At 48.9% G+C, this 12,800-nt stretch carries 8 protein-coding genes; 5 read left to right on the plus strand and 3 right to left on the minus strand.

Annotated elements, in window-relative coordinates; all coding sequences use genetic code 11:
- Positions 1 to 252 precede the first annotated feature (252 nt).
- The 3 genes from ACRJJO_RS05765 to ACRJJO_RS05775 all read right to left on the minus strand — a co-directional run bounded on the left by ACRJJO_RS05765 (position 253) and on the right by ACRJJO_RS05775 (position 4,326).
- Positions 253 to 2,181 (minus strand): DUF389 domain-containing protein, encoded by a 1,929-nt coding sequence (locus ACRJJO_RS05765; RefSeq protein WP_431064941.1) that lies wholly within the window; start codon positions 2,179 to 2,181, stop codon positions 253 to 255.
- 117 nt (positions 2,182 to 2,298) lie between these two features.
- On the minus strand, positions 2,299 to 3,114 hold the full coding sequence (locus ACRJJO_RS05770) for a mechanosensitive ion channel family protein (protein ID WP_431064942.1): 816 nt from the start codon (positions 3,112 to 3,114) through the stop codon (positions 2,299 to 2,301).
- 9 nt (positions 3,115 to 3,123) lie between these two features.
- Positions 3,124 to 4,326, minus strand: coding sequence for a hypothetical protein (locus ACRJJO_RS05775; RefSeq protein ID WP_431064943.1), 1,203 nt, complete (start codon positions 4,324 to 4,326; stop codon positions 3,124 to 3,126).
- A 188-nt stretch (positions 4,327 to 4,514) separates the two neighbouring features.
- Here ACRJJO_RS05775 and ACRJJO_RS05780 point away from each other — a divergent pair, with 188 nt between their 5' ends.
- From ACRJJO_RS05780 to ACRJJO_RS05800, 5 genes are all read left to right on the plus strand, one after another.
- Positions 4,515 to 4,802, plus strand: coding sequence for a hypothetical protein (locus tag ACRJJO_RS05780; protein WP_404355508.1), 288 nt, complete (start codon positions 4,515 to 4,517; stop codon positions 4,800 to 4,802).
- Positions 4,803 to 5,036: 234 nt separating this feature from the next.
- Positions 5,037 to 7,169 carry a VTT domain-containing protein gene (locus ACRJJO_RS05785; protein ID WP_431064944.1) on the plus strand — a complete coding sequence of 711 codons (2,133 nt, stop codon included), beginning with the start codon at positions 5,037 to 5,039 and terminating at the stop codon, positions 7,167 to 7,169.
- Positions 7,166 to 7,852, plus strand: coding sequence for an endonuclease/exonuclease/phosphatase family protein (locus ACRJJO_RS05790; RefSeq protein ID WP_431064945.1), 687 nt, complete (start codon positions 7,166 to 7,168; stop codon positions 7,850 to 7,852). Before ACRJJO_RS05785 ends, ACRJJO_RS05790 begins: the two co-directional genes overlap by 4 nt.
- 365 nt (positions 7,853 to 8,217) lie before the next feature.
- Positions 8,218 to 9,621 (plus strand): mechanosensitive ion channel domain-containing protein, encoded by a 1,404-nt coding sequence (locus ACRJJO_RS05795; protein WP_431064946.1) that lies wholly within the window; start codon positions 8,218 to 8,220, stop codon positions 9,619 to 9,621.
- Between the two features lie 483 nt (positions 9,622 to 10,104).
- Positions 10,105 to 12,798 carry an MGH1-like glycoside hydrolase domain-containing protein gene (locus ACRJJO_RS05800; protein WP_431064947.1) on the plus strand — a complete coding sequence of 898 codons (2,694 nt, stop codon included), beginning with the start codon at positions 10,105 to 10,107 and terminating at the stop codon, positions 12,796 to 12,798.
- Positions 12,799 to 12,800: the final 2 nt, after the last annotated feature.

Genomic DNA, 12,800 nt, shown 5'->3' on the forward strand with positions numbered 1-12,800 from the left:
GCTTGGGAAAGAGCGTGATGTGGGTTGGCCGTTTTTAGCTTGACGCGCATGGCTTGCGAACCCCGTCCTGCTAAGGATATGCTGATCTTTGGGTTTTAGTTGAAGAAACTTGCTAATCAGGTGGTTAATTGTCTTAGATAATTTAGGTGCTGGGCCTTTGACGGTCACTCCAGTGCCGAACTTTGATCTACGAGGGTATATACCTTGTTCCCGGAATTGAGAACAAGGCAAATGAGCTGCTTGGTTTTCTAACTACTGCAAAATACTAAATGACGCATCCAATAACACGGGACGTTCGATTTGCTTGCTGATGTAATCGCGAAGCGCGGCGACATCTTCCGATAACAGCGGGTCGGAACTGTGCAGCTTTACCGATAAGCGCACTTTTTCGCCAATCGACACAACCTCGACATCGTCGACTTCTATCGTCTTGTCGTTCACCTTATAGGTTTTCGCATTGATCGCGTTGGTAATGCGGCTGTGTATCGCGGTGTTGGCGAAAGAATGATAGAGCGGAACGCTGACTAAGAAAAGCAGCAACAGAGATAAACCGAGGCCTCGATTGACTCGAAACATCGTCGAATAACCTAAAAATAGAAAGGTAACCGCGGCGGCTAGCGCAATGCCGGCAAAGTTAGTCAAAAATAACAAGCCGGTGCCACTGACGATATTCCAGTCCCACCAGGCAATGCCGATGCCCATCGAACACAGCGGCGGCACTAAGGCGACCGCGATAGCGACGCCCGGCAGCGTTCTGAGCAGGGTCGCCTTGGCATGCGTATAGGCGGCAGCGCTGCCCGAGATGATCGCAACGCCTAAATCCAGAAGGCTCGGTTGCGAGCGGGAGCGGATTTCGGCGGTTAATTGTTCGTAAGGAATCAGTAGCGCGGTAATGACCGACACGAACAGACCCAAGGCGATGCCGATGCCGAACACCGTCATGCCGCTTCTGAGTAATTTGCTGTCGTTGCGTAAAATGCCCATCGATAGCGACACGATCGGACCCATAAGCGGTGCCAACACCATCGCGCCGACGACGATCGGGCTACTATTAAGATACAGGCCGAAGGTCGCCAGCATGCTGCTCAAGACCATCAAGCTGATATAAGGCCCGGATAGCTTGGCGTTGTCGCGCAGCATCAAAAACAAATCCTTGAAATCGGACTCGACCGCAGTCGAGAAGAAAGGCATTCTCTTTTTTAAACGGTTCATATGCTTCGCGCTATGTCTGAGCGGTTTAATTTTGGCCGTGTCCTTCGCGTCGTCATGAATGACTTTATGCGCGGCTTTGTAGCGTTCGCCGACATTGATCGCAATACCTTGAGGAATGGTTTTTAACGAGATACGTTCGGCCTTGCGTTGCCGGCTGTCAATCGCATACGAAAGAGTATTAGGACTCGATAATTCTAACGTGGCGCTTTTGATATACCCGACCGCTTTCGGTAAGTGACTGACCGTGCGAAGCTTGCAATAAATCGCGATTATCAAGAAATTGAGAAACTCCATGACCGATGAAGGCGCCAAAAAAATTGCTGATAATTTGCCGTCTTGTGACGAAATGGATTCGTTAATCAGGTTCGCGGCAAGCGTTTCGATATCGTTTTCTATGATCAAAACACCGGTGACAGCGGTTTCGATACGCTGACCTTTTTCAGTTGAGACTGACAGCTCGAAAGGTTTGAGTTTGGTTAGATTGGGAATACTGGCAAGAAATTCGTTTACCTGTTCCCGTAGCGGATTTTTTTCGTAGGCATGCTGGCGCATCGTGATGAAAGGCGCTTCACCGATCAAAACCGTCCAGATGACTGCTTCATCGTTACACAGCAGCAAATCCACAGGGTATGCCTTATCGGGGTCGAGCGCGCGCGGCACCGCATCTTCGACTTGTTCGGCAATGTTGAACAATCGGCAGATAATCGACTTATCCTTGGCCGGCAGTAAGCCGACACTGAATTGATACCGATGTGCTTCGCGTAATAATCGGGATAATTCGCTGTTGGTCAAGAGACTCACGACATGTTTTCGGCCTCCCAAGAAGGCTGAAGGATCATTCATAAACTCGTCGAGCATTACCGGTTCCAGTTCTCCGCCGTAATGAATCGCGGCTTCCAAGGCGCTGCGGAGCCGAACCGAGTTTTCGGGCTGCTGATGAATCAATAAGGTTTTTTCCGTCGGCGTCATGATGCCTCCCAATTGTTATTATGTGTGTCCGGATGATTCTAACATGGAGAAAATAAAAGACAGTCAATTCGTTTTCCGTTGCGCGGCACGTTGAAGCTTCCTAGCAAATCCTTCAAGCTAATGGATTTCTTTATTCTTCGGAAACGCAGGCACCAACGCAAAAATAATACCAAGGTTTGTTAAACCGGCCTTGGCTCTAATAGTTAGGTCGCTAACGAAACGAAACTGCTGGTAGGGTTCGATAGGATAGGCCCGGATTCGGTAATGCGTGCCCCAGGGCTGATCTTGAACTACCACGGCAATGGGTTCATCGAAATTCAAATAAGGGCTGGTCAATGCGACATCGTGCAGTAATTGTTTTACCCGAGAGGCATCATGATCCGGGTGCAAATAAAAATTGGCTACGCATTGCAACGCAGGTGTCCCGTTGTTGGCGTTAAGAATTGGCTCGTTCCAAATTTTGGTATGCGGGATGTAAGCGGCGGTATCGTCCGGCGTGACGATTTGTACGGCGCGCATGCCGATATGTTTGACTTCGCCATAGATGCCGTTGATTTCGATCCAATCTCCGTTACGGTAGGGTCTCTCGCCGACCGCAACGATACCGGCAATTAGACCGCTGGCGTAATCCTTCAAGGCGAAACCCAGAACGATGCCGATAGAGCCCAACAACGCCAACATGTTTTGCATGGACGGTTCTATGATGCGGGGTACGATCAATATAAATGCCGCCAGAATCAAAATCAGCCGCAGCAACGGAATCATCGCTAAAATGAAAAGCCGTGAAGCACCGTGAAGATAATCGGCGATCCAAGGAAAAAGCTTTTGCATCGCCTGAATCACGAAAACGGTGCCCAAAATGACGAGTACTACGTGTTGTAAGGTTCCTAAATCAGGCTTGATGAAAATGTTGGCGATGTTATTGTTGTCCATTGTCTTCTCCTAAAAATCGTCCAACAGAAAGTTTTGCGCGCTTAAATAATGCCGGCTACTGAGATAGCCCATTGGCGCGACGTGCCAGTTGTCATACTGCAAATGAACGACGCCCAAGGACTTCAAATTGAATAATAAGTCCATGATTTGATAGTCGGAAAAAGGTAAGACTCGGGTTAAGACCTTAGCCGGCAATCCGTTGTGTATCAGTAGGGCGTGCAGGATCAATGCGATGTTTTCATCATGAGAGCCGGGTATAACGGCACCTTCAGTGAAAGGACCGACCCAAACTGTGGTAGTTGGCGTCGAATCTTCAAGCGTTGCTTCCTCAGGCTCATTTCTCAAGCTATCGCGCCAAAAAAGTCTGGCGATTTCGGCATTGCCGCGGCAGCGCATGGCTAATTTGTTCAAGTCTTTGCTGACCTCTAGATTTTCTTCCCGAGAATCGGATAAAACAGTTTTGCCTGTATTGGCGTTTAGGAATTGCAAACCGGTCGGTTGGGCGGAGCTTGCCAGTTGCGAGAATAGAGCGGAGAGTCGCTTGCCGTCGAATGCTTGTAGCGTCAATGCATTGCCGTTCGATAAGGAGCAGACCCGCCGCAGGTAGGTCCAAGACCAGTCGGCGCAACCGATAATTCCGGGTCCTAAATCGCCGTTTAAAGCCAAGGCTAAAAATCGCCGAATCAATGATAATCCTTCCGCATGACGTAAAAAACATTTGTCCAAATTCGGCAAGACCCAAAGACTTTGGGAGTCTGTCGGAACATTGGGCCAAGTCGAATCGTTTTCGAGTATTTGTTCTACAGTGGGTTTGGTTATTAGACGAGCGTTATGCCGAGCGGTCCAACGGGCGAGAGCTTCCTCATTAGCCGAAAATGCTTGACCTATGATGAATTTAACCGGGGAGCCGTTCGGTCGAGTTTGCAACCAGTCTTCCAATGCCCGATCGAGCGCATCGACGGCCGCATGCCGGTCGATCGGAGGCGCGAGCTGATCCAAGCGCGCCTCGGACAAAGTTTGTAAGGCATCTTCCGGTTTTATCGGTGTCGAGGATTCGTCGGCACGGGTAAAAAGGCGCTTGAACAAACGCCATTTTTGTCGGGCCGCATCCGTGCTCAAAACGATAGGGCGTTCAAAATCGCTGATTGATACGAATTCCCATAATGTAAAGGTTTCAGACGTTTCATGATTTTCATTGCGCGGGCGATTCATGATGATTAGACCAGTTTTATGTCGTGGCAAATAGCTTTTTAGGCGTTATAGTAGCCTAAGATCTATAAAATTGCGTCAAATTGAAGAGTTGCGTATATTGCAAAAAGGTTTCGGTAAATTTTTTACCCGGAGCCGTGACCCGAAAACTATTTTGTTCGATATTTTAATTAATAATTAAGGAGTCGGTCATGAGCGAAAAAGATGCGTATGTAGAAAAAATGAAAGCTAAACTCGACGAATGGAATGCCGAGATTGACAAGCTCCAGGCTAAGGCAAAGCAGGCCGAAGCCGATGCCGAGGTTCAATACAAGGAAGAAATTAGCGATTTAAAAAAGAAGCGCGATGAAGCTTCTGCAAAACTCGATGAGATCAAAGCAGCTAGTGAGAGTGCCTGGCAAGAGCTCAAAGGTGGTTTGGATAGCGCGTGGGATTCGATGAGTCAATCATTTAAATCGGCTGCTTCAAAATTCAAATAAAAATTTCAAATCCATAAAAAGTCTCAATTACAAGCATGCCGGCCGGACTGAATTTGAAAATTTAAATCCAGTCCGGCTCATTTCAAGATATTCTTCCTTATTTTCGTATTATCTCGGCTATCTGATTTTCATCGAACGCTTGTCGTATTGGCGATTGCTTGCCAGTTGGTTTAACATCCATGGAATTGAAATAGCGATAGAATATTTAAACCGAAAGCAAGAAGGCCAAAGCGCGTGAAAACAATTTTTCAAAGCGAAAACTGCTGGCGAATTGAAAAAGCGCATCGGGCCGCTTTTGTCATAGACGGCGAAAATTACTTCCGAGCCTTGCACGAAGCATTGCAGAAAGCACGACGGTCAATCATGATCGTCGGTTGGGATTTGCATAGCGAATTGCGCTTGATTCGAAACGGTGAAACCGCCGAATGCCCCGAAGAGTTGGGAAAATTGCTCGATTTTTTGGCTAAACGGAATCCGGGGCTGCAAATTTATGTGTTGAGTTGGGATTTTGCGATGATCTATGCGATGGAGCGCGAGTTTTTTCCTCGTTACAAATTGCTATGGAGTACTCATAAGCAAGTTCGATTTTGCCTGGACGGGGAACACCCGGTCGGCGCGTCCCAGCATATGAAAATGGTCGTTATCGACGACGCCGTCGCCTTTGCGGGCGGTTTGGACTTGAGCAAATGGCGTTGGGATACCTCTAATCATTTACCGGACGATAAACGCCGGGTCGACCCTGACGGCGAAGCCTATCCGCCGTTTCACGACATGCAGATGCTAGTCGACGGTCCGGCGGCGCAAGCACTCGGCGAATTGGCCAGCGAACGCTGGCAAAGAGCTTACGGAGAAGCTCCGTTGATCGACGAGCGGATCGAGATCGGCGATCCCTGGCCGGAAAGCGTTACGGCCGACTTCAACGATGTTGAGGTCGCGATTGCGCGCACCTGGCCTAGACATCGCGATTACGCCGAAGTGCGCGAGGTCGAACGGCTCTATCTGGATACGATTGCCGCGGCGCGCAAATTCATCTATATCGAAAACCAGTATTTGAGTTCCTTTCGAATCGGCGAGGCATTGACGGCGCGTTTACAAGAAACGGACGGGCCCGAAGTGATCATCGTGCAGCCGAAAAAAACCGGCGGTTGGCTCGAACAGCATACGATGGACGTGTTGCGCGGTCGGATCTTGTTGAAATTACGCGAGGTCGACCGCCATCGGCGCCTGCAAGTGTATTATCCGAGAATTTCCGTCGATCCGGAGGTGGATTTGATGGTGCATGCGAAAGTGATGGTGATCGACGATTGTTTCGTTCGCGTCGGTTCGTCGAACCTGAGTAATCGCTCGCTCGGTTTCGATTCGGAATGCGATTTGGCGATCGCGGCGGAGGAGGGCTCTCCGGAGTCCAAAGCGATATCGGCATTTCGTAATGGTTTGCTGGCCGAGCATCTGGGCACGGAAATCGAGCAGGTAGCGAAAGCGTATCATGAAACAGGAACATTGGCCGGTGCGATCGAATCGTTGAACAAGGGTGAGCGTAGGCTCGTGACGTTAGACGGTGCAATTCCCGATGAAGTCGATCAATGGGTTCCCGAGTCCGAATTATTGGATCCTGAGCAACCGTTAGAGCCGGAGGAATTGTTCCAATATCTTATCGGCCCGAAACAACAACTCCCCGTTTTCAAACATATGTTGAACAACGTCTTGTTGATCGCTATTTTTCTGGTGGTCGGGGCATTGTGGCGCTGGGCCGACTTGGGTGAATACTCGGTTTTCGATACGGTCGAAGCGGCCGCTTTGTGGGTGCAACAACAGCATTACACATTTCTTTTGATTCCATTTCTTTATATCGCGGGCGGCTTGTGTTTTTTTCCGGTTACAGTGCTACTGATAGCCACAGTGCTGTTATTCGGGCCCTGGCAAGGCTTCTTGTATGCACTGATCGGCGCCGAATTAAGCGCAGTGAGCTTGTTCTTGATTGGACGAAGGCTGGGGCGCGATAAAGTGAGCCGATTGAGCGGCGATGTATTGAACAGTCTGACTCGGAAATTCTCCGAATCCGGGCTGAAATCGGTCATATTCTTTCGTATTTTCCCTGTGGCTTCGTTTTCAATCGTCAATTTGACCGCCGGAGTTTCCAAAATTCGCCTTTACGATTTTGCGCTTGGAACGATGATCGGTTTGCTGCCTGCCTTATCCGTTTTGGTCATTATGGCTTACGGCATTTCCGTGGCGATGCGAGATTCAGGATCGAGTTATTTCGTCGGATTAATGATCGTCATCGCTTTATTCGGTGTTGCCTTGTTCTTTTTTCTGGGGCATCTGCGAAAAAAATACGGCAAAGGCGTGAGCAGCGGGAGCGTATGAAACTTAGGGTCGCGACTTACAATATTCACAGTTGTATCGGACGTGACGGCGCCAGAAATACGACCCGTATCGCTCAAGTGTTGAAAGAAATCGATGCCGACTTGATTGCGTTGCAGGAAGTGGAGACATTGATCGCTCATCCCGAAAGTGTTCTGGCCGAGCTCGAACAAGCCGCCGTGGCAAATGCGATCAGCGGATTCACTTATTTGGCGAAGCAGGGACACTTCGGTAACGTCTTGCTGTCTCGCATTCCTGTTCGCGCCGTGGAACATATCGATATCAGCGTACCCGGCAGAGAACCGCGCGGCTTGATCGATGCAAAGTTGACGTTCGACAACACGAACCTGACGATACTGGCGACTCATCTTGGTTTGTCTCCGGGAGAACGGCGACGGCAAGTTCGAGGTGTGTTGTCGGCTTTGGCAAGCAGTACCGCCGATGTCAATATCGTGCTAGGTGACTTTAATGAATGGCTGCTATGGGGGCGTTCGATGCGCTGGTTGAAGCGCCGCTTCAACAAAATGCCGGCATTAGCGACATTTCCGGCTCATCGTCCTCTGCTGAGTCTGGATAGAATTTGGGTAGACCCGGCGGAACGCATGATTTCGCTTAAAGTTCATCGATCGGAACTAAGTGCGGTCGCTTCCGATCATTTACCATTGATTGCCGAGATTGAACTCTAAATTCCCGGCAATTTTGGGCTTAATAAGTAGTCGTGAAAGTCTGACTCAACATGAAGAGAGTCATTTAAAGTCTCCATGAGCTTGTTTGGAATTAAAAAACAACAACGATCGAGTAACTTTCAGTCCCCCGGAAATTATCGTTCCCACGCTCTGCGTGGGAATGCCTGAGTACCGCTCCAGCGGTACGAGACGCTAGAGCGTCTCGGTCTTCATTCCCACGCCGGAGCGTGGGAACGATAGGGGGTGTGAATAATTACACGATCGATCGTTGAAGCAATAATGGGGGGAATTTAGGGCCAACTTACATCGCTAACGAACTAAAACAATGAAACACAAGACAGAGATAGAGGCGAAAAGTAAATAAGATGAAAACAGTAATGAAACAGTTGCTCCTAACTATCGTTTGGCTACTCTGCTTTCTATCCGAAGTTCATATCGCTCAAGCCCAGGATTTATCGAAATTATTGACCGGTAATGAGACTAATGGAAGTGCTCCTGCACCGGATAAAGTCATCACGGTAACGCACTTAAAACAAAACGATAAAAAAATAGAAAAACGTTTGCAGGAGATTTTCTCGGAACTGGATAATTTAAAAAACATAAAAGTATCCGTTAGTAATGGTGTTGTGACCTTAGAAGGAGAAATTGTTTCAAAAGCAGCGGAAACAAGAGCTATTCAATTTGCCCAACAAATCGAAAGCGTTGTCGAAGTTGAGAGCCGGTTAATTTTTGATCAAAGTATCACAAAGCGTTTTCCAGAGACGATCAATAAAATATTGACGTTCGGTAAGCAGTTGATCGCTGGGCTTCCCTTGATTCTAATGGCGTTGCTAATTTTTTTGATATTCTGGACATTGGGCGGTTGGCTTTCTCAACGTAGATCACTTTTTCGTCGTATTAGCGTTAACAATTTCATTGCCGAATTATTGGGTAAGATCACCCACTTTGTTTTTATACTGATAGGCATTGTCCTGGCGCTAAACCTATTGGATTCAGTCGCACTATTGAGCACAATACTCGGTGCTGCCGGTATTTTCGGCTTGGCCGTCGGCTTTGCGATACGAGATACAGTCGAAAATTTTATTGCAAGCACCTTGTTGAGTATTCGAAATCCCTTTGAGATCAATGATTTTATTGATATTGAAGGCCAACAAGGCAATGTCGCTCGTCTGACATCACGAGCTACTATATTAATTTCACCGGATGGCAATCATATCCGTATCCCAAACTCGACGGTATACAAAGCCACGATAACCAACTTTACTCGAAACCCTGAGAGACGGTTCCAATTCGATATCGGTGTCGGTACCACCGATGATTTGTCAAGAGCTCAGGCTGTAGCTTTGGCCATGCTCAAAACGATACCCGGTATTTTAAAGGAGCCAAAACCTTTAGCCATTATTCATGAGTTAGGTGATTCCAATGTTGTGATGCGTATTTTCGGTTGGGTAAACCAAACACAACATGATTTTTTAAAAGTGCGTAGCGAGGCGATTAAATCCGTGAAGCAGGTTTTTGACGAATCATTAATCACGATGCCGAATCCGATTTATGATCTTAGAATGACTCATGACCAAGAGCCGTCCCCCGAAAAAAACCAACAGTCGGTTAAGAAAGCTTTAAAAATAAATCTGCAAAACATCGATAATCAAGCTGAAGAAGTGCATGATATGACAATCGATCGCACTGTCGAAAATCAGATTTCAAAGGAAAATATAGAAGACAAAGGTGAAAATCTTTTGGATCCTAATACACCTTCAGAATTATAAATCTGCAAAAGCGCAGTGTAAACAGGGTAAACGCATTAAAATAATCAACATATCAATATGTTATCCTGTTGCTTAGAACGCTTAGTCAATTTGGTTTAACTTATGGTATCCCTCCGGGTGTCTGCTGACTCGCGCCATCCGGGCGCTCGCACTTCGTGCGCCTTTGGCGTCCCAATCCGCTCCCGGCGGATTGGTCTTTTGGATACTTTTCTTTGGACAAGCAAAGACAAAATCGCCTGGAGCGATTTTGAACAGCTTTAGCTGGCCCGCAGGGCGAAACCCATGGATGGGTTTCGTAGCAGTATCGCGGTTGTCGGTCCGCGAACCGACTAAACATAAGCGTCGCGATAGCGACACAAAGCCTTATGCGCTGGGGAAATAGTGAGCGGGTCTAACTCTCGTTTTGAGTAAAGAAATGATTTTTGTAACTTAGATTCAACGCAATAAAGCGTTCCTGACCCATAAAAATTCGAAGAGACGACCATGGCAAAAAAATATACGCTCGGAAAATCCGCTGGTAAGGATTGGTCGAAATGGGGGCCCTATCTTAGCGAGCGGCAATGGGGAACGGTGCGTGAAGATTACAGCGACAATGGCGACGCCTGGAATTATTTTCCCCATTCGCAATCGACATCGCGCACCTATCGGTGGGGCGAGGACGGCTTGGGCGGTATCAGCGACGATAGCCAGCGGCTTTGCTTTGCGTTGGCGCTTTGGAACGGTCGAGATCCGGTTTTGAAAGAGCGTCTATTCGGTTTAACCGGGCCGCAAGGCAATCACGGCGAAGACGTCAAGGAATATTATTACTATCTCGATGCGGCGCCGAACCACGGCTATCTGAAATATCTCTATAAATATCCGCAGGCTGCATTTCCCTATGAAGACCTGGTCGAGACCAACGCCGGCCGCTCCAAACATGACCCCGAATATGAATTGATCGATACCGGTATTTTCGAAGAGGATCGTTATTTCGATGTCTTCGTCGAATATGCGAAGGCGGAACCCGAGGATATTCTGATCCGCATCGGCATCGTGAATCGCGGGCCGGCCGAAGCATCGCTTCGAGTACTGCCGACGCTGTGGTTTCGCAATACCTGGGCAGGGTCGAATCAGACGGCCAAGCCGCAATTGTCTCGTGCCGAAAGCGGAAACGGCACGAGCGAGGTGTTGGTAAGTCATGCGGAATTGGGCGAATACCAATTACTGGCCGAAGGCGCACCGGAATGGTTGTTCGTCGACAATGAAAGCAATAACCGCTTATTGTTCGGTGGCGAAAATCATAGCGCTTATGTCAAGGACGGCATTAACGACTCTATCGTGTTAGGCAAGCAGGATGCCGTGAACCCGGAAGGATTCGGCACGAAAGCGGCGGCCGATTATGCGTTGACCGTTCAACCGGGCGAGACGAAAATCGTCAGACTACGCCTGCGTAAGGCGGATGGTGAAGCGAAAACGGCTTTCGAGAACTTCGACGCCATCTTCGAACAAAGAATCAAACAAGCGGATGAATTTTATCAGGAGTTGACCGGGGAGCTACCGGGCCGGCAAGGGCTGGTGTTGCGGCAGGCTCTGGCGGGCATGATTTGGACCAAGCAATATTACGAATTCGATGTCGGCCGCTGGCTCGAAGAGCATCACGGTAAGGCTACCCGCAATGGCGACTGGGGACACATGCGCAATCACGACATCATTTCGATGCCGGACAAATGGGAATATCCGTGGTATGCGGTTTGGGATTCGGCTTTTCATACCTTGGCCTTGGTACTGGTCGATTCCGATTTCGCAAAGGGACAGCTCAGTCTGTTTCTTGACGAACGGTATCTGCATCCGAACGGCCAGATTCCGGCTTACGAATGGAATTTCAGCGACGTCAATCCGCCGGTCCATGCCTGGGCCGTGCGCATGGTCTATCATATCGATCGCGAGCGTCGTGGCGAGGGCGATATCGACTTTTTAAAAAGTGCCTTTGTCGATTTGGAGCGCAATTTTCATTGGTGGGAAACGCGCAAGGGCCCTGACGGCGACGTTTATCAAGGCGGCTTCTTGGGTTTGGACAATATCGGCGTATTCGACCGCAGTGAACATCTGCCGACCGGCGGGCATCTCGAACAGTCGGACGGCACCGCCTGGATGGCGCTCTATGCGCAGAACATGATTCAGATCGGCTTGGAGTTGAGCAAGCACGATCCCGGCTATCAGCAAAAGGTCATTGCCTATCTCGATCACTTTTTGGAAATCGCCGCGGCGATGCATGATATCGGCTGCGAACACCGGGATATGTGGGACGAGGAGGACGGCTTTTTCTATGATGTGCTACGTTTCCCGGACGGCAGCTCGACACGTTTAAAAGTACGTTCGTTGGTCGGCTTGTTGCCGTTATGCGCAGTCACGGTAATCGAAGCCGATACCTTGGTGCAATTGCCCGACTTCGCAGAATGCTATGAAAACTTGATTAAGCGTAAGGAACATCTGGCCGAGGCGATTTTTTGTCCGATAACGCCCGGCAGAGAGAATCGACGCTTGCTGGCGATCTTGGATGAAGAGAAATTAAGGCGCGTATTGACCCGTTTGCTCGACGAACAAGAGTTTCTAAGCCCTTACGGCATCCGCTCGTTGTCCAAATATCATCAAGATCATCCCTATCAGTTTCATTGGGAGGGGCAAACCCATACCGTCGCTTACATACCGGGCGAGTCCGATACTTATATGTTCGGCGGCAATTCGAACTGGCGCGGGCCGGTGTGGTTGCCGGCTAATCTCTTGATCATTCAAGCCTTATTGGTAATGCATGCCTATTATGGCGACGATTTTAAGATGGAATGCCCGACCGGTTCAGGTAACCGGCTCAATCTGTTTCAAATCGCCAAGGAAATTTCATGCCGGCTGATGGATATATTTCTGCCCGATCAAAACGGCAAACGGCCGGTTTTCGGCGGCGCCGAAAAGTTTCAGAGCGATCCACATTTTCGCGATCATCTGTTGTTCTATGAATATTTTCATGGCGACGACGGTTCGGGGCTCGGGGCCAGTCATCAAACCGGCTGGACCGGTACCCTGGCGACGCTGTTGACGATATTCGGTTCGCTCGATCATGAAGAATTGATGGAAGGCGGCATGCAGGAAATCGTCGAAGCATTGGCGGGAACGGACAAAACACCAACACGGCAAACAAGGTGACT

The organism is Methylotuvimicrobium sp., from assembly GCF_050611805.1.
In the GTDB taxonomy this organism is placed as follows: Bacteria; Pseudomonadota; Gammaproteobacteria; order Methylococcales; family Methylomonadaceae; genus Methylotuvimicrobium.